This window comes from Candidatus Binataceae bacterium (assembly GCA_035308025.1).
Lineage (GTDB): Bacteria > Desulfobacterota > Binatia > Binatales > Binataceae > JAJPHI01.
In genome coordinates, this window is record DATGHL010000012.1 from 86,002 (window position 1) to 107,745 (window position 21,744).

The 21,744-nt window shown below is 63.2% G+C and carries 20 protein-coding genes; 12 read left to right on the top strand and 8 right to left on the bottom strand.

Annotated elements, in window-relative coordinates; all coding sequences use genetic code 11:
- Positions 1-41 precede the first annotated feature (41 nt).
- The 9 genes from VKS22_03140 to VKS22_03180 all read left to right on the top strand — a co-directional run bounded on the left by VKS22_03140 (position 42) and on the right by VKS22_03180 (position 7,453).
- Positions 42-722, top strand: coding sequence for an EthD family reductase (locus VKS22_03140; GenBank protein HLW69597.1), 681 nt, complete (start codon positions 42-44; stop codon positions 720-722).
- Positions 723-752: 30 nt separating this feature from the next.
- Positions 753-1,517, top strand: coding sequence for an SDR family oxidoreductase (locus tag VKS22_03145; protein HLW69598.1), 765 nt, complete (start codon positions 753-755; stop codon positions 1,515-1,517).
- 212 nt (positions 1,518-1,729) lie between these two features.
- On the top strand, positions 1,730-2,947 hold the full coding sequence (locus VKS22_03150) for an IscS subfamily cysteine desulfurase (protein ID HLW69599.1): 1,218 nt from the start codon (positions 1,730-1,732) through the stop codon (positions 2,945-2,947).
- Between the two features lie 91 nt (positions 2,948-3,038).
- Positions 3,039-3,461, top strand: a complete 423-nt coding sequence (gene iscU / locus VKS22_03155) for a Fe-S cluster assembly scaffold IscU (GenBank protein ID HLW69600.1) — start codon at positions 3,039-3,041, stop codon at positions 3,459-3,461.
- A 15-nt stretch (positions 3,462-3,476) separates the two neighbouring features.
- A complete protein-coding gene (locus tag VKS22_03160; GenBank protein HLW69601.1) occupies positions 3,477-3,791 on the top strand; it encodes an iron-sulfur cluster assembly accessory protein in 315 nt (104 codons plus the stop codon).
- Between the two features lie 48 nt (positions 3,792-3,839).
- Positions 3,840-4,490: a hypothetical protein gene (locus tag VKS22_03165; GenBank protein ID HLW69602.1), complete on the top strand. Its 651-nt coding sequence runs from the start codon at positions 3,840-3,842 to the stop codon at positions 4,488-4,490.
- 92 nt (positions 4,491-4,582) lie between these two features.
- On the top strand, positions 4,583-6,406 hold the full coding sequence (gene hscA, locus VKS22_03170) for a Fe-S protein assembly chaperone HscA (GenBank protein HLW69603.1): 1,824 nt from the start codon (positions 4,583-4,585) through the stop codon (positions 6,404-6,406).
- Between the two features lie 51 nt (positions 6,407-6,457).
- Positions 6,458-6,676: a Fe-S cluster assembly protein IscX gene (gene iscX / locus VKS22_03175; protein ID HLW69604.1), complete on the top strand. Its 219-nt coding sequence runs from the start codon at positions 6,458-6,460 to the stop codon at positions 6,674-6,676.
- Positions 6,677-6,877: 201 nt separating this feature from the next.
- Complete coding sequence (locus VKS22_03180) at positions 6,878-7,453, top strand: hypothetical protein (GenBank protein HLW69605.1); 576 nt, start codon at positions 6,878-6,880, stop codon at positions 7,451-7,453.
- A 108-nt stretch (positions 7,454-7,561) separates the two neighbouring features.
- On the opposite strand, the gene VKS22_03185 is transcribed toward VKS22_03180, so the two are convergent.
- From VKS22_03185 to VKS22_03220, 8 genes are all read right to left on the bottom strand, one after another.
- Positions 7,562-8,104: a hypothetical protein gene (locus VKS22_03185; GenBank protein HLW69606.1), complete on the bottom strand. Its 543-nt coding sequence runs from the start codon at positions 8,102-8,104 to the stop codon at positions 7,562-7,564.
- A 131-nt stretch (positions 8,105-8,235) separates the two neighbouring features.
- On the bottom strand, positions 8,236-9,795 hold the full coding sequence (gene rny / locus VKS22_03190; protein ID HLW69607.1) for a ribonuclease Y: 1,560 nt from the start codon (positions 9,793-9,795) through the stop codon (positions 8,236-8,238).
- Positions 9,795-10,421 carry a 5-formyltetrahydrofolate cyclo-ligase gene (locus tag VKS22_03195; protein HLW69608.1) on the bottom strand — a complete coding sequence of 209 codons (627 nt, stop codon included), beginning with the start codon at positions 10,419-10,421 and terminating at the stop codon, positions 9,795-9,797. Before VKS22_03195 ends, rny begins: the two co-directional genes overlap by 1 nt.
- Before the next feature lie 346 nt (positions 10,422-10,767).
- Positions 10,768-11,046, bottom strand: coding sequence for a cell division protein ZapA (locus VKS22_03200; protein HLW69609.1), 279 nt, complete (start codon positions 11,044-11,046; stop codon positions 10,768-10,770).
- Positions 11,047-11,140: 94 nt separating this feature from the next.
- Positions 11,141-11,374 (bottom strand): cell division protein ZapB, encoded by a 234-nt coding sequence (gene zapB / locus VKS22_03205; protein HLW69610.1) that lies wholly within the window; start codon positions 11,372-11,374, stop codon positions 11,141-11,143.
- A 40-nt stretch (positions 11,375-11,414) separates the two neighbouring features.
- On the bottom strand, positions 11,415-12,716 hold the full coding sequence (ftsY, locus tag VKS22_03210; GenBank protein ID HLW69611.1) for a signal recognition particle-docking protein FtsY: 1,302 nt from the start codon (positions 12,714-12,716) through the stop codon (positions 11,415-11,417).
- A 245-nt stretch (positions 12,717-12,961) separates the two neighbouring features.
- Positions 12,962-16,507 carry a chromosome segregation protein SMC gene (gene smc / locus VKS22_03215; GenBank protein HLW69612.1) on the bottom strand — a complete coding sequence of 1,182 codons (3,546 nt, stop codon included), beginning with the start codon at positions 16,505-16,507 and terminating at the stop codon, positions 12,962-12,964.
- Between the two features lie 150 nt (positions 16,508-16,657).
- On the bottom strand, positions 16,658-17,293 hold the full coding sequence (locus VKS22_03220) for an HNH endonuclease (GenBank protein ID HLW69613.1): 636 nt from the start codon (positions 17,291-17,293) through the stop codon (positions 16,658-16,660).
- Positions 17,294-17,716: 423 nt separating this feature from the next.
- Here VKS22_03220 and VKS22_03225 point away from each other — a divergent pair, with 423 nt between their 5' ends.
- The 3 genes from VKS22_03225 to VKS22_03235 are packed head-to-tail and all read left to right on the top strand — an operon-like array spanning position 17,717 to position 21,744.
- A complete protein-coding gene (locus VKS22_03225) occupies positions 17,717-18,811 on the top strand; it encodes an efflux RND transporter periplasmic adaptor subunit (GenBank protein ID HLW69614.1) in 1,095 nt (364 codons plus the stop codon).
- A gap of 26 nt (positions 18,812-18,837) precedes the next feature.
- The gene (locus VKS22_03230) at positions 18,838-20,205 is read left to right on the top strand and encodes a TolC family protein (GenBank protein HLW69615.1); all 1,368 of its coding nucleotides are present in this window, start codon (positions 18,838-18,840) and stop codon (positions 20,203-20,205) included.
- Positions 20,206-20,253: 48 nt separating this feature from the next.
- The gene (locus tag VKS22_03235; GenBank protein ID HLW69616.1) at positions 20,254-21,744 is read left to right on the top strand and encodes a flippase; all 1,491 of its coding nucleotides are present in this window, start codon (positions 20,254-20,256) and stop codon (positions 21,742-21,744) included.

The window sequence follows — 21,744 nt, forward strand, 5'->3', positions numbered from 1 at the left end:
GCTCTGCTAATAAAATCCCACCGAGTGAGGAGGTGATCGCGATGCTACACGTGCATTATTTCATAACCCGGTTGGCTAAGCTCGACGACGCCGAGTTTCATCGCTACTGGCGCGAGACCCACGGTCCAATTGCCGGCAAGATCAAGCAGGTGCGCCGCTACGTCCAGAGCCATCGGATCGCCGCGCCGGGCTTCGTCGGCAGCTCTTCACCCTACGACGGCGAGGCCGAGGTGCTGGTCGATTCGCTCGCCGCGATGGCCGAGCTGCGCAAGAGCAAGGAATATCTCGACGGCGCGCTGGCCGACGAACGCAATTTTATCGATCTCAAGCGCGTCGAGTGGATGGTGACGCAGGACCACGTGATTATCGACGGTCCGAGCGGGCCAAATATGATCAAAGGCGTGTGGCAGCTCAAGCGGATAGCCGGGATGCCGCTCGATGAGTTTCGCCGCTACTGGATCGACGTGCATGGCGGTCTCGGCACGAAGGTCGCGGGCTTCCGGCGCTACGTCCAGTCTCATCTGATCGACGAAGCTTATCTTTATGCGACACCGCAATTTGATGGCGTCGCGCAGATCTGGTTCGACAGTCACGAAGCGATGCGCGCCGCATTCGAGACGCCGGAGGGCAGGGCGATGGCGGCCGATGGGGCGAAGTTTCTCGACATGAGTGTCACGCGCAATTTTGTCGCGCAGGAGCACGTCGTCATTCAGGAACGCTAGACCTCAAGGTCGGAAGGCAAGGAGTCAGGAATGCCAGGAATGTTGCAGGGAAAAGCTGCGCTGGTGACCGGCGCGAGTTCCGGGATTGGCCGCGCTGCCGCGATTGCCTTCGCGCGCGAGGGCGCCCGCGTGCTCGTCGCCGACGTGACCGAGGAGGGCGGCCACGAGACCGTCAAAATGATCAAGAGCGCCGGCGGCGAAGCTGTTTTCACGCGCTGCGACGTGGCGCGGGCCGCTGACGCTGAAGCGCTGGTGGCGACCGCAGTGCAGCATTTCGGCCGCCTTGATTGTGCCTACAACAACGCCGGCATCGCCGGCAAAATCGCGCGCACCGGCGACGAAACCGAAGAGGGCTTCGATCAGATCATCGCGATCAACCTGCGCGGCGTCTGGCTCTGCATGAAGTACGAAATCCTGCAGATGGCGAAGCAGGAGTCGGGCGGCGCGATCGTCAACACGGCCTCGGTCGCGGGACTGGTCGGCTCGCAAGGGATGCCCGCCTACACGGCGTCGAAACACGGCGTGATCGGTTTGACGAAATCGGCGGCGCTCGAATACGCGCGCCACAATATTCGCGTCAACGCCGTCTGTCCCGGCGTGATCGATACGCCGATGGTCGGCGAGATGGTCGCGGCGGACCCGCGGCTCAAGGAGATTCTCGTCGGCACCGAGCCGGTGGCGCGGATGGGCAAGCCTTCCGAAATCGCCGAGGCGGTTACTTGGCTCCTGTCGGATTACGCCTCGTTCGTCACCGGGTGCGCGATGCCGGTCGATGGCGCCATGACCGCGCGCTAGCGCGAAAAGGCGACACCTCGGCGCTTTGGGCTGGCACGCCGTCAGCGCGACCGTGCTAGGATGCCGGTTTCGATTAAATAGCAGACGGCGACGCTCGCTATATCGCGATTATGAACAGCTTCGCAATTTGACAAAGCGGAGCACCGGGAGTAATTCTATACCTAACAGGTCCACTAATTTGTTTGGGCCTAGGATCGCAAGACGGGGACGGGATGCTCAAACTGCCTATATACATGGACAACCACGCGACGACGCCGCTGGACCAGCGGGTGCTCGAAGCGATGATGCCCTATTTTACGGAAAAATTCGGCAATGCCGCCAGCCGCAATCACAGCTTTGGCTGGGAGGCGGAGGAGGCGGTGGATCGCGCGCGCAATCAGATCGCGGCGCTGATCAACGCCAAGCCCAAGGAGATCGTCTTTACCAGCGGCGCGACGGAATCGGACAACCTCGCGCTCAAAGGGATTATCGAATTCTACAAGGATAAGGGTAATCACATCATCACCTGTGTCACCGAACATAAGGCGATCCTCGACACGTGCCGCGCGCTCGAGCGCGGCGGCAAGGCGAGCGTGACCTATCTGCCGGTGGACAAGTACGGGATGGTGGACCCTGACGCTGTGCGCGCCGCGATTACCGACAAGACCGTGCTCATCTCGATCATGTACGCGAACAACGAGATCGGCACGATCCATCCGATTCGCGAAATCGGCAAGATCGCCAAGGAAAAGGGCGTTCTGTTCCATTGCGACGCGGTGCAGGCGGCGGGCAAAATCGCGGTCGATATGGATCGCGACGGAGTCGACCTCGCGTCGCTCAGCGCGCACAAGATTTACGGTCCCAAGGGGATCGGCGCGATGTACGTGCGGTCGAAGGGGCCGCGGGTGCGGCTCACTGCGCAGATGGACGGCGGCGGGCACGAGCGCGGGATGCGCTCAGGTACGCTGAACGTGACCGGAATTGTTGGTTTGGGTAAGGCTTGCGAGCTTGCCCAGGCCGAGATGGCCGACGAGGGCCGCCGCCTGATCGATTTGCGCAACAAGCTCCAGGCGGGTCTCTTCGAGCGGCTGGAAGAGGTCTCGTTGAACGGCCATCCGACCGAGCGGCTGCCGGGTAACCTCAACGTGAGCTTCGCTTATGTCGAAGGCGAATCGCTGCTGATGGGTATCAGCGACGTCGCGGTCAGCTCCGGCTCGGCCTGCACCTCGGCGACGCTCGAGCCTTCGTATGTGATTCGCGCGCTCGGCGTCAGCGAGGAGTTGGCGCACAGCTCGATCCGCTTCGGGCTCGGACGCTTCAACACGGAAGAGGAAGTTGATTTCGTGACCGAGCGGGTGACCAAAGAAGTCAGCCGGCTGCGCGAAATGTCGCCGCTTTACGAGATGGCCAAGGAAGGGATCGACCTCAAATCAGTCAATTGGAAGGACTAGTGGAGCGCGGTTGCCGCGCGGAGCGAGCAGGCGAGTCCGCGAGCTGCGTCAAAAGTTAAGATTTTCGCAGAAACCCGGTTTGGTGAAAAAGATGGCTTATTCAGACAAGGTAATCGACCACTACACGAACCCGCGCAACGTCGGCAGCTTCGCCAAGGGCGAGGACAATGTCGGCACGGGAGTCGTCGGCGCGCCGGAATGCGGCGATGTCATGAAGCTGCAGCTCAAGATCAATCCCGACAGCGGGTTGATCGAGGATGCCAAGTTCAAGACCTTCGGCTGCGGCAGCGCGATAGCAAGCTCGAGCTACGTGACCGAGCTGGTCAAAGGCAAGCACGTCGACGAGGCGCTGGCGATCAAGAACATGGCGATCGTCAAGGAGCTGAATCTGCCGCCGGTCAAGATTCACTGTTCCGTGCTGGCCGAAGACGCGATCAAGGCGGCGATCTCCGATTGGCGCAAGCATCAGGAGAGTGCGGCTGCGACTGATCAAAAGAAAGTCGAGCAGGGCTGAGCGAGGCTGAATCAGGTGGTAACGCTCTCTGAGAACGCAGTCGGGAAGATTAAGCAGTTGGCGGCCGACAAGCCCGACGCCGGACTGCGCGTCAAAGTCGTGGGCGGCGGATGCTCCGGGCTATCGTATCGAATGGAGATCGATAGCGCCAAAGAGCGCGACAAGATCTTTGAGCGCGACGGCGCCAGATTGATCGTCGATAAGAAAAGTTTTCTCTATCTCAACGGTTCGGAGCTCGATTACGCCGAGGATCTCATGGCGTCGGGGTTCCGGCTGGTCAACCCCAACGCCAAGCGCAGCTGCGGATGCGGGGAATCGTTCACGGTATGAGGCCGCGGGCTCGGGTCGAGTTTAGAATCCGGATCGGGTTTACGACTAATGGTTCGATGTCCGTCATGCGCGCGGCTGCAGGAGCCGCGCCTCATCTGCTCTGAATGCGCCGCGCCGCTGGCCTGCAATCTCGACTGCTTTGCTGCGCTCGGTCTCGCGCGCAAGCTGCAAATTGATCAACGCCTGCTCGAGCAGGCCTATCACGACCTCGGCCGCCGGCTCCATCCGGATCGCTTCGCCAATGCCCCGGCAAAATTGCGCGATCTCAGCTTGCGGGCAACCGCGCTCCTGACTCGCGCCTACCGGACTCTGCGTGAGCCGGTCAATCGCGGCCTCTATTGGCTGGAACTCAATGGCCGCAAGCTCGCCGAGAACAACCAGGTGCCCGCCGAATTGGCTGCGATCGTCTTCGCGGCTCAGGAAGAACTAAGCGAGTTGCGCGCGGCGGGTTCGCGCTACGAAGTTGAAGGAGTTGCCGTCGAAGCGATGGCCGTCATCGAACGGCAGGGGCAGGTGATGCGGATGCTCGAAGGCCTCGCAGGCGAGCTCGAAGCCAACTTTATGGCTTTTGATCGGATCGAAGCTCAGCCGTCCGAGGAGCTGTTCAATGAACTTAAAAGGATCTTATCGGCGATGGCTTATCTGACCACACTGACGAGAGACATCGCAAAAGCCCTTGACAGGAGGGCCGCAGCCTGAGAAAACAGTTCTTTCGCGCGAAGCCGGATCATAAGCTGTTCTTTACGGACGGCAATCCCGCATATTAGAGAATCGAAGATTAGAAGATTGCGATGTCGCGTATTTTTGGCATAGACCTCGGCACTACCAACAGCCTGATTGCCGTGATGGAGCAAGGCGCGCCACGCGTCTTCGCCGAGCCGTCGGCGGGAAATGCGCTGCTGCCCTCAGTAGTTGCGTTGCGGCCCGACGGCGCCGCCGAGGTGGGAAGCGCGGCGATCGCGCTTGAAACCAACGGTGACGCCAACGCGATCGTCGTGCGATCGGTAAAACGCTACATGGGTTTGGGCGGGGCCGACCTGGCGGAGGAAGACCGCCGGCGCTATGCGTTCGACACCGCCGGAGCGGTGGTGCGCTTTCAGGCCGGCGCGCGGGCCTATACGCCGTCGCAAATTTCAGCGGCGATCCTGCGTGAGTTGAAACGGCGCGCGGAAGCCGTACTCGGCGGTGAAAAGGTCGAGCGCGTGGTGATCACGGTGCCGGCCTATTTCAACGACGGCCAGCGGCAGGCGACGCGCGACGCCGGACGGCTGGCCGGACTCGAAGTCGTGCGGCTGGTGAACGAGCCGACCGCAGCGTCGCTCGCGTACGGCTTGGAGAAAGCCGCGGAAGGTCAGAGCGCAGCAGAAGGTAAAATCGCGGTGTACGATTTTGGCGGCGGGACTTTCGATATTTCCATCCTGAATATTAAGGGTGGAATTTTCGAGGTGCTCGCCACCAACGGCGATACTCATCTGGGCGGCGACGACATTGATCGCGCTCTGGTCGAGTGGATGCTGGGCGGAATACCGGCGGATCGCGAGTCCTGGACGGCGGCGCGAGCGGCCGCCGAGGCGGCCAAGCGAGCGCTGAGCACGGAGTCGACGACGGCGACCCGCGTCGAGCTGAAAGATCGCACGATCGCCAAGAATATCAACCGCGCCGAACTCGAGGCCATCGCCGCGCCGTTCGTCGATCGCACGATCGCATGTTGTGAGCGCGCGCTGGCCGACGCCGGACTCACTCCGAGCCAGATCGATGCGGTCGTGCTGGTCGGCGGCTCAACGCGGATGCCGCTGGTGCGGCGGCGAGTCGTCGCTTGCTTTGGCCGCGAGCCGCTGGCCTCGCTCGATCCAGACGAAGTGGTCGCGCGCGGCGCGGCGGTGCAGGCCGGCGTGCTGATGGGCACGCAGGGCGACATGCTGCTGCTCGACGTCGTGCCGTTGTCGCTCGGGATCGAGACCATGGGCGGGGTGATGGAACGCCTGATTCATCGCAATACGACGATCCCGACCAGCACCACTGACAACTTTACGACCGCGGTCGATAATCAGACGCATGTGGATATCCACGTGCTGCAGGGCGAGCGCGAGCTGGCGTCGGATTGCCGCAGCCTGGCGCGCTTCAAGCTCGGACCGCTGGCGCCGCAGCCCGCGGGACTGCCGCGGATCGAGGTCACTTTCCTTGTCGACGCTAACGGTATCCTGAATGTGACCGCGCGGGATGAGCGCAGCGGACAGGAACATTCGGTCGATGTGAAGCCGAGTTATGGGCTGACTGACGACGAGATCGAGCGGATGCTCGAGGAGTCGATCGATCTGGGCGAAGAGGATATTGAGCAGCGCCTGTTGATAATCGCGCGCAACGACGCTCAACAGATAATGACAGCGCTGCGCAAGCAGCTTAAGGATTATGCGGGGCTGATCGAAGCAGGTGAGCGCGCGCGAATGGAAGCGCTTGCCGCGGAGTTGGAGGTGGCGCGCGATGGCGTCGATCGGGAACGGATTGCGCATCTGGTCGAGGTACTGAATGAAGTCAGCACGCCGTTTGCCGAACGGATCATGGATCAGGCGCTGCGCTCGGCGGTCGAGAAGCACACGCTCGAGCAGATTTCGTGATGCTCAGGGTCGTGATGTTCAGGGTTTGACAGAACCGGAGGCGACGGCGCGATGGGTTTGAAGTGGGATCAGGCCGAGGATTTGGCGGAGGTGCTGGCGGAAAATCATCCGGGGCTGAATCCGCTCGACGTGCGCTTTGTCGATCTGCGGCAATGGGTGATTGACCTCGATGAGTTCGAGGACGACCCGGCGGGTTCCAACGAGAGCAAGCTCGAAGCGATTCAGATGGCGTGGAATGAGCTTTACGAGGAGCGCTCCGAAGACGACTGAATAAACGGATGACGACTGCGTTACATCTGAATAGAGGGTAAGCGCGATCGCCCCTTAGATTTGTAGATCGGAATTCAGGATTTCGTCCAAAAGAGTGCGTAGATTTTAAAACAAGTTCCTAGATTTGAAGCGATTACTTAGGTTTACTTAGATTTGAAGGAGGTGGCGGCGGTGGAAGCGCGGGTTGATCACGGAGGAAAGATGCAAGAGAAGGAAACCTTGGACGAAAAGCTGCCCGGGCTGTTCGAGCCTGACACGCTTTTGCCCATCCAGTATTTCGAGGCGATGCGCAAAAAGCATCTGCTCGAAGGCGAGAAGCGCTTGATCTTGAGCGTGCTCGAAGACGCGGTCGAATGCTTCATGAAGTGTATCGACGCGTCGAGCAGCAAGGGTCAGCGGCTGTTTCGCGACGCCGACGAATGGATTGCTCTCGAGGACAAGCATTGGGTCTTTTCGTTCGACAACGTCTGCGAGATGCTCGATATAAACCCCGAGTACCTGCGGCGCGGGCTCAAGCAGTGGAAGCAGCGCAAGATCGAGGCGCTCGAGCGGGCGGCTGCGGCGCGGCTGGAGGCGGCGGCTAATCCGGTGATTGTCATCGAGGAACCGCCGGCCATGATTGAGCCGGTCCGCGCAACCGAGACGGCGAAGCCAGCGTTGGCACGCACCGCGAAAGTGTTCGCTCCGCGGCGCCAGCGCGGTCATGTCGGTAGCGGCAAAGCTACGCCGGTGCGCGCTCACACAGCCGCGCGCAATCTGCGCAAAGCTCGCGCCTGAGCGGCCGCAGCAAGATTCGTTAATCCGGAGAGGCGGTCCTCGAAGGGCCGCCTCTCACCTTTTTCGCGTGTCGGCTGCGCCGGCGCTGGCGCGCGACCCGGTACAGGTTTACCCGCTGGAGGCGGTTTTGCGCAGCGTCTCGGCGTGATGGTTGACGAGTTCGTCGCAGCGCTGGAGCATCGCCGGATCGTGGCAGTGGCGCTCGATCATATAACTCAATTCGCCGAGGTCATGGACTAGCAGGCGCTGGCAGCGCGCGTACTCGTCGTGCTGCTGCAGTGCGATCAGCAGATCGCCGACCAGATCCTCGAGCTCGGTCTCCTCGACTTCGAGCGCGATCGCGAGCGCCCGTTCGATCCCAAGGGTCTCCGCGGGCGCGCCGAGATGACGCTCGAGCAGCGCCCGCAGGCGCGCGATAACGTCATCCTGCATCGGTACCGGACTCGGACGTTCGAGCACGCCCTCGAATTCGAGGACGGTCGCGACCAACTCGAGCGCGCCGACATGGCGCGCTTCATCACGCGCCATCCCGAACCAGAACTCATGCTGCGCCGGGTTTTCCCGGAAGATTTTGGCGAAGCGCGCATAGAGCGCCATGCTGCGCCGTTCCAAAGCAGTCGTGGTCTCGAGGACCTCGCGGGTGGTCGGCACAGCCAGGACTTTAACGCGGCCCGGGTCCTCCGGTAAAGCAGTCGGGCACCCGCTCCCTTGAACGAGCTTTGGACGAGGGCGAGGAGCCTGCTGCGAGCAGCGGCGGGGCGCCGCTGCTCGCAGAAGCAACGTTAACGCGCCAACTCGGTTGCGCGGGTCTCGCGGATGACCGTCACCCGAATCTGTCCGGGGTAAGTCATGTCGTTTTCGATCTTGCGCGCGACATCCCGCGCAAGCATCGTGGCGTCCTCGTCGGAAATCTGGCTGGGCTCGACGATCAGGCGCATCTCGCGGCCGGCTTGCACCGCGAAGCACTTGTCCACCCCCTTGAATGACTTCGCGATGGTTTCGAGGTCTTCGAGACGCTTGACATAGCTCTCGAGCACCTCGCGGCGCGCGCCTGGCCGCGCCCCCGAGAGCGCGTCGGCGGCGTCGACCAGCGGCGCCAGGATGGTCTCGGCCTTGACTTCCTCATGATGGGCCGCGATCGCGTTGACGATCTTCGCCGACTCGCCGTACTTACGCGCGAGGTCGCCGCCGATCAACGCGTGCGAGCCCTCGACCTCGTGCGTGAGGGCCTTGCCGATATCGTGGAGCAGCGCGGCGCGGCGCGCCTGCTTTTCGTTCAGACCGAGCTCGGCGGCCATCGCGCCGCAGATAAAGGCCGCTTCGATCGAATGCATCAGCACATTTTGCGCATAGCTGTAGCGATACTTGAGCATCCCGAGCAGCTTGGTCAGCTCCGGATGGACACCGTGGACGCCAACCTCGATTAGTGCGCGCTGTCCGGCCTCCTTGATCGACTCCTCGACCTGCTGTTCGGCCAGCCGCACGACTTCCTCGATTCGCCCCGGATGGATGCGGCCGTCGGAGATCAGGCGCTCGAGCGCGACCCGCGCGATCTCGCGCCGGATCGGATTGTGACACGAGATGACCACCGCCTCCGGCGTGTCGTCGATTATGATATCGACGCCGGTAGCGGCCTCGATCGCGCGGATATTGCGCCCCTCGCGCCCGATGATGCGTCCCTTCATCTCGTCGCTGGGCAGCGCGAGGACGGAGACCGTGCGCTCAGCGACGAATTCCCCAGCGAGCCGCTCGATCGCGATCGAGACGATCCGCTTGGCGCGCCGGTCGGCGTCTTCGCGCGCCTCCTCTTCGACGACCCGGATATGCCGCGCCGCCTCGTGCCGGGCCTGCCCGACCATCTCGTCGACTAACGAGCGCTTGGCCTCCTCGCGCGTCAGCCCGGCGACCGCTTCGAGCCGACCGCGCGCTTCATCGATCAACGCCTGATGCTCCGCCTCCTTATCCGTGATCGACTTCTCGCGATTGCGCAAAGTCTGATCGCGCCGACTGAGATCGGCCTCGCGGCGCTCGAACGCCTCGAGGCGCTTTTCCAGGGTTTCTTCGCGGCCCTGCAGCTTGGTTTCCACAGCGCTCAATTCGCGGCGGCGCTCGCGCGATTCGCGCTCCGCCTCAGCGCGCGCGGCCACTGCGAGGTCTTTGCCCCTGAGCTCTGCCTCTTTGACCAACAGCTCGCTTTTGCGCTGCGCCTCGGCGAGCAGCCGCTCGGCTTCTGCGCGAGCGCCGGCGCCATCGGCGATGTCGCGGCGGCGCGCCGCGGTCTCTCTCAGGATGAAGGCTGCGGCGGCGATTATGACGCCCACCAGCAGCGCTCCGGCTGTCATCAACACTGGAGTCCTCCTTGATCAGTCTGCACCCGCGGCCCTGGCACATGAGCCGGGGCTTCATAGGTCGCAGACTCGGTGAAGAGTAGTTTTAGCCGCTGGTCGCCCAGCGACTGCGGGATTCGATCCAGAACCTGAAAAGCGTATGCGAGGCCGGCGCTTTGTATCGCGGGATCGGCCTCAGTTAGGAGCCGGTCATAGTAGCCGCCGCCGCGGCCGAGGCGTAGTCCGTCACGGCTGAAACCGAGCCCGGGGAGACAGATCAGCGCATGGCGCAGCGCGGCGACCGGCACGGTCTCTGCTCCAGTCGGCTCATGCAGGCCGAAGGCGCCCGGCGCCAGCTCTGCCTGATGGCAAACTCTGACCAGCGCCAGCGCGCGCGCTGCGCGCATCACTCTGGGAAACAGGACGCAGCGCCCGCTGGCCGCCGCGTCGGCGAAGATCAGGGCGGTCTGAACTTCATTGTCTTTGGCCGCATAGAGCACGACGGTTTGCGCCGCGCGATAGGCCGCCGAATCGAGCAGACGTCGTTGAATCGAGGCCGACGCTGCAGCCACGTAGGGGGATCGCAGGCCGTCGCGACAGGCGCGCAGCACGTCTCGAAGTTCTTTTTTCTCGACCGCCACGTAATATTTCGTGACGGCGGGTGAGGGCTAAATCGGCGCTGCTTCGATCCTCACGGTCTGGCCAGGGGTACGCGCGCTACTCCGGCGGCGGTCATTATTCCGGTGGCTGGCGCTGCGGCGCAGCTCGATCTGGCGACCGTCAAGTTGTTCGAAACCGTTAGACACCAAAAGCTCTAAACCACGCGGGTCCGTCTATTATCAGCGCGCCCGCTGCCCTTTGCTGTTCGGCCCACTAATCCCGCCGCCTCTCCAACCTTTCCGGCATTTCGTCCGGCATCTCGTCAGGTTCCTCGAGGCTACCTTGTATCTCAACGCGCCCGCCGCAATTCTTCTCATCGGTCCCGCTCTACCGCCCGGCCCCGTCCACTGCTTCCAGCAAACGCTCGCTCAGCGTTTCAAGCTGGCGCAACAGGGCCTGATGCTCCCGGCGCAGCCGCTCAAGTTCTTCGGCGAAGTTGAGCGCCGCCAGGATCGCCAGATTGACGGAGTTGACCGTCCGGCTCCCAGCGCGAATAGTCTGGATTCTTTCGTCGACCGCCGAGGCGAGCGCCCGCGCCCAGTCGTCGCCGCCATCGCTGGCGACCACCAGGCTCTGACCCATAATCTCGACGTTGACGCCTTTCACCGCTCCCGCCCTCGGTTAATCTAACCCGGACGCATCTATCTGATCGGCCTAAATCCTGCGATCAGTTTAAATCGCGCGATCAGCCCAATCCAGTTCAGCCTAAATCGAGGCCGTTGAAGCGCTCAAGGATCTTCTCGATCCGGTTGCGAATCTCGCCGCGCGCCTGCTCGTGGTCCTTCAATTGCGCGCCAGCCTCGGTGAACCGTTGTTCACTCTCCGCCAGACGCTTAACCAGCATCTCGTTTTCCCGCTGCAATTGCTGGATTCGATTGACCGAGGCCTGGATGCGCTCCTCCAACTGCTTGAGAATATCGATCTCCGCTGCCACAGAATTCCACCTTTACCTTAGATTTTGTTAAGTTCACCTGTCAAGCCGCATAAGTATTGCTCGCCGACTCTCGGCCATCGTCGGCATCCGAAAACAGAGCATTGATAAAATCGCGTGAGTCAAACTCGCGCAAGTCTGCAATTCCTTCACCCAAACCGACAAAGCGCACCGGCAACTCGAGCCGGTCGGCGATCGCCACGATCACGCCGCCCTTGGCCGTGCTGTCGAGCTTGGCCAGCACCACGCCGGTTAGCGGTGTCGCCTCACCAAAGATTTTCGCCTGACTCAAGGCATTCTGACCGGTGTTGGCGTCGAGCACCAGCCAGGTTTCGTGCGGCGCGCCGGGCAGCTCGCGACCGATCACCCGCGCGATCTTCTTGAGTTCCTCCATCAGATTGACCTTGGTCTGCAGCCGGCCGGCGGTATCGATCAGCACGACGCGCGCCTTGCGCGCGACCGCGGCCTTGACCGCGTCGAAGGCGACCGCGGCCGGGTCAGAGCCCGGTTTCTGCTTGATCAGGTCCACCTCGGCGCGATCGCACCAGACCTGGAGCTGCTCGATCGCCGCCGCGCGAAAGGTGTCCGAGGCCGCCACGATCACATCGCCGCGCTCCGCCTTGAGCCGGGCGGCGAGCTTGGCCACCGTTGTGGTCTTGCCGACCCCGTTGACCCCGGCCAGCAGGATCACGAACGGCGCGTCGCCGCTGTCGGCGAGCGGACGTTCGACGGCCCGGAGAATCTCGCCAATCTCCGCTTTTAGCGCGTCGCGGACAACCTCCTCGCGGGCGTCATTTTTGAGCCGCGCGCGCACCGCCTCGACGATCTTCATGCTGGTTTCGAGTCCGACATCGGCGCCGATCAGGGCCTCTTCGAGGCCTTCATAGATCTCGTCAGCTTTGGCCGAGCCTGTGATCGCCGCGCGGATCCGCGCGAGAAAGTTCTCGCGCGTCCGCCGCAGGCCGAGACCGATTCGCGGCGCTTCGGCGCGCGGCGCCGGCACGGCGGCCGCAGTGAGCGGCGCCGGCTCCGGTGGCGGCTCGACGACCAGTAGCGGGGGGATCGCTTCCGCTGGGATCGCGATCGGCGGCGATACCTCGGCAGGCGCCGCGGCTATCTCATCGACCGACGGGTCGGGCGCGCGCGGCGCTGCCGGCGCGATCAACTCCTCGTGAGGTTCAGCGCGCGGAAACTCCGGCGCGATCAGCTCTTCGTGCTGCGGTTCGATCGGCGAAAAGACCTGCGCACGCGCCTTGCGCCGGCTGAATTCGATCAGGTACGCGATTACCGCCAGCGGAAGCTGCGCAACCAGCGCAATTATCACAATGAGATATAGCAATGACACTAAAATTTCTCGCGTGGGCGTTGGCGCCGCAGTTTGCGGCGACGCCAGAATACCAGCATCGAGTCACGCAGCACTAGCGGAGCGCTACGGCGCGGAGCGAGCACAGGGGCGGACCAGCGGAACGAAGTGAAAGCGAGCAGGCGAGTCCGCGAGCTGCGTTCAAGGACTGGAGTCTGCGACGCGCGGCCAAGGTCGGCAGTCTGCGAGCTGCCTCAAGATTCTTGATCAGCGGAGCGTTACTGGGATCAAGCGGCTTGCGGGATACTCAACGACAGCACGCGCGAGATTCCCGGGCGTTCCATCGTCACGCCATGGATCTGATCCGCCGCCTGCATGGTGCGCTGATTGTGCGTCACGATAATGAACTGCGAGCGGGATTTGAGCTCCTGCACCAGCGCGGTGAACGCGGCGAGACTGAATTCATCGAGCGGCGCGTCGACTTCGTCCATGATGCAGAAGGGACTCGGATTGAGCAGGAAGAGCGCGAAGATCAGCGCCATTGCAGAGAGCGCCTTTTCGCCGCCCGAAAGCAGGCCGATCTCCTTGACTCGCTTGCCCGCAGGCTGCACGAGGATATTGACGCCGGCGTCGAGCACGTCGTCGGCGGCGCATAGCTCCAGATGACCGCGGCCGCCGCGCATCAGTTTCGGAAAGAGCTCGGCGAAGTTTTTCGCCGCGCCCTCAAAGGTCTCCGCGAAGCGCTTGCGCGCCTCGCGATTGAGCTTCTGCACGGTCTGCGCGAGGTCGTCCGCCGCCTGCTGCAAATCCGCGCGCTCGGCGCCCAGGCTCGCGGCGCGCTCCTCAAGCTCTCTGACTTCGCTGTCGGCGGCCAGATTGACTTCGCCGATCCGCTCGGCGCGGGCGCGCAACTCACTCAGCCGCTCCTCCTCGCGATGCGGGTCGCCGTCTGCCAGGCGCGGCCGCAGTTCGTCGACGACGGCGGCGAAAGCGGCCGGAAATTTCTCGCCGAAGCCGCGCTCAAGCTCAGCGGCCAAGGTTCGCGCATGTTCGCGATCGAGTTGGCACTGGATCAGCTCCGCCGCGAGCGCGTTCGCGCGTTCTTCAGTAAGCGCCAGCTCCGTCCGTGCGGCCGCGAGGCGGGTCTCGCAATCGCGCTGCCGCTCGGTCAGCTCCTCAAGTGCAGCGGCGAGCTCAATCCGCCGCGCCGCGGCGCCCGCATCTTGCTCGGCGAGCATCGCGAGCTCGCGTTCGAACTCCGCGCATTCGGCGCCGACCCGCTCAAGCTCCTCGCGATCGCGCCGAATCTGGCTCTCGAGTCCCGCCGCCGTACTCTGCCGATGGCTTAACTCAAGCACGAACGCCTTGAGCGCGGCCTTGCGCGCAGCGATCCGCGCCCCGAATTCGATCAGTTCGTCGCCGAGCCGTCGCGCCGCCGAGCGCGTCTCGCTCAGGTCGTCGGCGGCGTCGCCCAGTCGCGCGCGAAGCTCCTGCTCACCGCGCGCCAATTCCTCAAGGCGCACATTCGCCGCGACCGCCAGCTTCGCCGCTTCATCCACTCGGCGCTCGCCCGCTGCGCGATTTGCCTCCGCCAGCGCCATCTGCTGCTCGGCCTTGGCCAGCGCCGCGCGCGCCGTCTCGGTCGCGCGCTCGCTCGCGATCACTTCGGCGCGCCCCCGCTCCAGTTCGGTGAGTTCGTCGCGGACCGTGATCCGCGCCCAGTCCGCCCGGCGCTGCAACTCCTCATAGTCGGATGCGGCAACGGCAACCGCACGCTCGCCGGCTTCGAGCGCCGCCGCGCGCTGGCGCATATCGATCTCACCGGCGTCGTCGCGGCGGCCGCCGCTGCCACCACTGATCATGCGGTCGGGCCACAGCATGTCCCCCTCGGGGGTGACGAAGATGGCGCCATGACCGTTGAGGTTCGACGCCGCCAGCGCAGCGCGCAAATCCTGAGCCACCAGCACGTGGCCCATCAGCGCCTCGGCCAGGGGCGCGAAGCGCGGCTCGACCTCGACCATTTCGAGCAGCCGCCCGGCGATCCCCGGTGCGTGGATCGTCTCGTGAACGCCGCTGACGACCTGCATCGCCTGCGATATAAAGCTGAGCCGTCCGCTGTCGCGTTCCTTGAGCACTTCGATCGCCCGCAGAGCGAAGTGGGGTGAATCGACGATGACGGCGTCGAGCTGCTCGCCCAGTACGGCGCGCAGCGCCGGTTCGAGCGCCGGCGGCGCTTTCATCACGTCGAGCAGCATCGCGGGCGGAATCGCCGGGCCGTCGCCGTTGAGGGAATCGAGCACGCCGCGCAGCCGCTCGCCGGCGCCGTTGGGCACAATTCGACGCGCGTTGACGCCCGCGCGATCGCGCGCGTCAACGGCCGCAGCCAGTTTTAGCCGCGCCTGTTCGAGGGCGGCGCGGAGCTGAAACGCGCGCTCGGCACTGTCGCCCTGGAGGTTCTCGCTGCGCGCGACGCGCGCGTGGCTCTCGCGTTTCGCGCTCTCCGCCTGATGCAAACTCGCGCGCGCATCGTTTACCGCGTTCGCCAGCGCCGGCAGTTCACCGGCCATCGCGGCCAGACGCTGCACGGTGTCAGCGCGCTCGCCGGCGAGATCGCCGAGCCGCCCGCGCGTCACCGCGGCTTCGCGCAGCATTTCGCTCAGTTGGTCTTTGAGCTCTTCGACGCGGCGTTCGCCCGCACGCAGCCGCGCCTCAGCCGCGCGATGGGCTTCGCCGAGCGGCTTGAGCCGCTCCTCGCCGTCGCCATCAGGCGCGAGACGCGCGCGCGCCAGCCGCGCGCCGGTCTCGGCCCGGCAGGCTCGCGCCGTCGTCGCTTGCGCCTCTAGTTCACTGAGCCGCGCGATGATCTGCGGGGTCAATTCGCGCAAGCTGGCGAGGCGGCGTTCGAGGAAGCCGCGCGAGCGCGCGCGCTCCTCGAACGCGCGCTGCAGATTGGTCAGTTCTCGTTCAGTCGCGACCAGCGCGCCGCGCGCCGCGGCCAGCGCCGCGCCCGCCTCTTCCGCGGCCTGCCGCGCCGCCTCGAACGCGGCGCGAGCCGCTATCGCCTGATCATCGAGCTGCTCTGCACGAGCTGACTGTGCGTTCAGCTCGGCCTGTTCATCCAAGATGCGCCGGGCCGCAGTCAGTTGCTCGAGCTCCCCGAGTTCAGCGCGGATTACCTTGTAGGCCTCGGCCTTTTTGGCTTGGCGGCGGGCGAAGTTGAGCTGCCGTTCGATTTCGGCAACGACATCATCGACCCGCGTCAGATTCTCGCGCACGCGTTCGAGCTTGCGTTCACTGAGTTCGCGCCGGCCCTTAAACAGCGCGAGCCCGGCCGCCTCTTCGACCATCGCACGCAGTTCGTGCGGCTTAGCCTGGATAATTTCGTCGATCCGCCCTTGCTCGACCAGGGCATAACCGCGGCTATGGATTTGCGCCGCCATGAAGAACTCCGTGATGTCCTTGAGGCGGCAGGGGATCCGGTTGAGCAGATATTCCGCTTCGCCTGAGCGATAGACCCGGCGCGTCACGGCGACCTCGCTGAGCGTAGCGTAAGGCTCCGGCAGAACGACGTCGTCCGCTTCGAGCAGCAACGTAACCTCGGCGAGTCCGGCCGGCTGATTCGACTCATTGCCGGCGTAGATCAGGTCTTCAGCAGATTTGCCGCGCAGGCGGGTCGGCGCCTGCTCGCCGAGCACCCAGCGAATCGCGTCAACCACATTGGACTTGCCGCAGCCATTCGGGCCGACCACCGCCGTGATCCCCGGGCTAAAGCTGATAACCGTCGGCTCAAGAAAGGATTTGAAGCCTACAACATCCAGGCTTTTGAGACGCATACCACCAAGCCTCCACCACTCCGCAACCCCACCCAGCATACCCTACCGCCAATGGCGTGGGTCAAGACAAACCACCACCACTGGCGTATCGATCAACCAACAGCCCTGCCAATTGAGGCGAGGGCCTGTGAATAGATCTGGCGCGAGAACCTATTCCGGAACCAGTTCGGCGTTCCAGTAGGCGCTGTCAACCGTGGTCAGGAAAGGCATCCACTCGCGATAATTGCGCAGACTGAACATCTCGCTGCTGAAGGGCGTCCAGTGCGGCCGCTCCGGCTTGCGAATTAGCAGCATCCGCGCCTCCTCCGGCGTGCGGCCGCCTTTGCGACGATTGCAGCCGTGACACGAGCAGACGACGTTCTCCCAGGTGGAGGTGCCGCCGCGCGAGCGCGGGATGACGTGGTCGAGGTTAAGATCGGTGCGCGGCAAGCGGCGGCCACAGTACTGGCAGGTATTGTTGTCGCGCGCGTAGATATTAAAGCGGGAGAAGCGGACGTGGCGTTTCGGCACCCGCTCGTAGGCAACCAGCAAAAGCACCCGCGGAACGCGCATCAACCCGCCGATTATCCCTACCCGCTCATGATGCATCTCGACGGCAAGATCCCGCCAGCTCGCAAAATCGAAAGTTCGATAGTGCTCATCGACGGCCCGCGCTACGCCCTGGTAGAGCAACGCGAAGGCCCGCTTTACCGACGTCACATGGACCGGTAGATAAGAGCGGTTCAGCACCAGCACCTTGCTGTTAAGCACGCCCCCGCCCATCGTGGCCTGTGCTGCGGCAGCCATCTATAAAGAGGTAGCGACCGCCGCCCAAGCAAGTCAAGTAGAACGGTTTTAACTACTAGTTGCCGGGCGGTTAGGACTGGTTAAAGCCGGATCCGCTCGGCTCTACGATTTGCGTCCAGTTTCTGGCTTGGCTCTTAATGGATTAACGGCCATAATCAGGCGGTGAGGAGGGGGACGGTCGCGGTGGGCTGCTCACGGCATCTCAGCAGATTCCACGTGGCTGAGGCTTGGAGAGTCTTTGAAGATCACCAAGCTGGAGCGCGTCGGCGGCCGAAATGGGCTCGCGCGTGTAGTCAATTCCTTCCCGAGCTGACGATTTTTCGACATTTTAGCTGACCGAGAAGAATACTGGACGAGTGCGCCCGCGAATTGATCCGCGCGAATGGCAGACCGGGCGATGGCGGAAAGCAATGACGGTAAACCATGGCTGAAGGAATGTCGGCAAAGAAGCGAGGAATACTGCTTTGGGTTTTGCTCGCACTCGTCGTTTTAGTATTTGTCGCGGCTGCGCTGCTACGGCTGGTGCGCACGAAGCAGGTTGACGCCCGCCTGGTCAATCAACCGATTCCGGTACAGACGATGCCGGCCACGGTCAAAGAAGTGAACGAGCTAATTGGCGCGAGCGGCACCATTCAACCGAGCATGCCGGTGACGCTCACGGCCAAGGTCGTCGCGCAAGTCCTGACAGTGCCGGTCGATCTTGGTTCGATCGTGAGGCCGGGGCAACTCCTGGTCGAGCTCGATCCACGGCTCTATCAAGCCAATCTGACGAGCATGCAGGTAACCTACGAACATGCCAAGAATCAGGTCGCACGCGAGGAAACCCTCAGGCGCAAAGGGTTTGCCGCCGAGATGGATGTAGAGAATGCGCGCGTCGCCGAAGCGATCGCCTATGCGCAGGTAGTGAGTGCGCAAATCGACCTGGCCAACACCACCCTCAGGAGTTCCGCGCCCGCGGTTGTGCTCTCGCGTAGCGTCAACCCGGGTGAGATGACCCGGGTGGACGAGCAGCTTTTCCAGCTCGGCGTGCTCGATCCGGTGCTCTTTGACGCCGCAGTATCCGAGGACAAGATCGGCGCAGTCCACCTCGGCATGGAGGGCGAGGTCAGAACCGACGCCTTTCAGGGCGAGCTCTTCAGCGGCCTCGTGCAAAAAATCGATTCCCAGGTCGACCCGACCACTCGAACCTTCGGCGCTTATGTGCGCCTCGCCAACCCTGACCTCAAGCTCAAGAAAGATGTCACGGGTTACGCGCGCCTCAAAGGCCAAAGGATGGCGCTGACGGTGCTTAGTACGGCGGTCGTCAACCCGGTCGGCGATCACGCAACGGTGTTCATCGTTGACGGCGATGGCCGCGCCAAAATCCGCGAGGTCCACACCGGATTGACCGTCGGCAACGCCACCGAAATCCTCTCAGGGCTCGACGAGAACGAGCAGGTGGTAGTCGTCGGCCAATTCGGCCTCCATGATAACGACCGCGTCCGCGTCAATCAGAGCGCGCCGTGGAACAAGTCGTGAGAGGGAGCCTGCGTCGAGTCGTGAACATGAAATCGTCTCACCTGCTGGCGTTGATTCTGATGGTGGGCTTTGCCGGTCATGCACTCGCGGCGTGGCCGGCGCAATTGAGCCTGCACGAGTGTATCGATGAGGCGCTCGACAAGAGCCCGGACCTGGCTTCCAGCCGCCACATGATCGAAGCGGCGCGCGCGGATATTACCAAGAAGCGCGGCACCCTGATGCCCTATCTGGCCGCGCAAGCCAGCGCCTACGTCGTCAATGGTCAGCCGGTAAACGAGTTTTCAGTGCTCAATCTCTTCAACGCCGCAACCGGAGTCACGACGCACAATCACGCCAATTGGGATCCGCTCTCGATCCAGGAATTTCTGCTTACTTATCCCCTCTTCTACGAGGGCAGCCTGATGGGACTGAATGACCCGCCGGCGGTAGCGTCGTCACGGGCGACCATGACGGAGCAGCAGGCGGTGGCGCTGGTCAATGAGCAAAAGGTGATTTTCAACGTGGTTTCGGCCTACGTTAATGTGGCGTCGTTCGAGGATCAGCTCGCGCTGCAGGAGCAGATCGTCGCCGGCTACCAGAGGCAGTTCGACATTGTCGAGACGCAGCGGCAACTCGGCTTAAAGCTGCCGAAAGATGTCGAGATCGCACGCGGGCAGTTGCAATCGGCGACGGATGCGGCCGAGTCGCTCCGTCAAAGCGCGCTGTCGTATAAAATCCAGTTGGCTGAGCTGATGGGCCGGGGCGCCGATCGGACGCTCGAAATTGAGCCCACCCCTCCGCCGATGCCGCAACTGGCGCCGCTCGACGAGTTTTTGGCCCAGGTGATGCCCAATAATCCGTCGCTGATGGTGGACGAAGCCAAGATCGAGGTTGCTCGCCAACAGGTTCGGGTGGACAAGGTGGCTCAGTGGCCGATCGCCAACCTGAATACCAATTTCGCCACCGGCCAGGACCTCGAGCACTTCAACGGCAGCTCGCGCTTTCCGCGCCCGGTGCTCTACGAATCTTACATAACGATCACGATGCCGCTGTGGGATTTTGGCCAGCGTCGCGCTGCTGAGCACGAATCCGACGAGAACCTCGCCGTCTCCAAAGAGACGTTAAAAGCTACGGCCGAAACCCTGCGGACGTCCATCACCCAGGTCTACGGACAAATCAGCGCCTACGAACGCACCACGGCCGCACTGGAAGCGAGTTATCTGGAGCTCGAACGGGAAAGTGATCTGACGCGGGCGCAGCGCCAGGCCGGGGTTGCCGACGAGCTTTCTCTGGTAGCGGCAAAACTCGCCGAGGACAACGCCAAATTGGCGGTAATCAGCGAGCAACTCGAGGAACAACTGCAGTATGCGTCGCTGCAGAATCTGGCCGGCGGCAACTGGTCCTGGGTCGAATAGTGCGGCGACTACAAAGCGCCGCCCTGCGACGATGAAAAAAGTGCGGCCGTGAAGCAATCCCATCTGATCGCCAAGAATATTCTGGCGAGCGGTGGCGCCACGGCAGTCGCGGGCCTGCTCCAGCTCGCCATCATCATTATCGTAGCGCGCAACGTTTCGGTCGCCGATTTCGGCGCCTACTCGTTCATGCTCGCCTTTTGCTTTGTGATTTTCCGGATCGCTGACGGCGGCCTGAGCATCATCCTCACGCGCGACCTTGCTATCGAACCGGCAAAGATCCAGGAGGTCTTGGGCGCGACCCTCGGACTCGCCTGGGTGATGAGCTTCGGGGCAACGCTGCTGATGGCCGCGGTCATCCCGTTTTTTCACTTCAGCCGCGAGCTCTCGATACTGGTCGCTCTGATGGGCGTCGAGGGGCTGGGGCAGTTTATCTGCGGATGCTGGGGCGCGGTGATGCGCTCGCAGGAGGATTACGAGAATAACGCCCTGGGCTTCGTCATGCACAAGATGGTGGCGCTGGCGGTGGTGAGCGCGGCGATGATGCTGCATTACGGGCTACCGGGCGTGGTGGCCGGGCACCTGACGGGATCGCTGGTGCAATGGTGGTTTTATCGGTGGAAGGTGACCCGCGATTACGGCCGCCCGCGGATGCGCCTTGATTTTGCGGCGTGGAAATATCTGATTCGCGAGTCGATTCCGGTCGGCGCCGCCAACGCGGTGCGGATCTTCGCCGATCAAGCCGACATCATCGTCCTCACGCTGCTGGCTGGGGCGACCGCGGTCGGGCTGTTCAGCGGACCTTTCAAAATCGCGACCGGTTTGCGCTTTCTGCCACAGGCGCTGGTTTTGCCCCTGATTCCCTTGTACTCGCGCTCAGCGGTGGGCGCCGGCGAGCGCCCAGCATTTCGCGAGGCCTACGAACGCAGTGTCAAAACCTTCGCGCTGATGGGCTTTCCGTTCGCGGTACTGTTTGCGCTCTGCCCGGGGGTCCTTACGGTCGGACTGCTGGGTGCGAGCTATCGCGCCGCCGCCCCGGCGATGCGCCTGCTGAGCGTCGGCCTCTGGCTGGCCTTCCTGACCACGCCGTTTCCGTTTCTGCTGACCGCACTCGGCCGCCAGCGTTTCCTGTTTGTCACTTCGACGGCCGCGCTGGTCGTGCGTGTCGCGCTGGACTTGATTCTGGTGCGGTACTTCAACTTTCTGGGGCCGTGTATCGCACTGATGGTTTCCGAGTCGCTGGTGCTGGCGGCGTGGATCGGCGGCGTCTGGGAAGCCGGCTTTGCGCTGAATTCGGTCGCAATTATCTGGCCCCCGTGCGTCGCCAGCGTGGCGATGGGCGCATTCTTATATTTGCTCCATCCGCAGTCGTTGTTAGCGCTGGCGCCGCTGGCGCTGGCGGGCGGTACAATCTATATGTTCATTGTGATCAGGCTGGGCGGCGTTTCCCCCACCGAGATGGGGCTGCTGCGCGAGAGCGCCGACTTCATCCGGCCGTGGCTGGCGCAGCGCCTCGGCCAGCTTCGCGGCAAAGCGTTATAA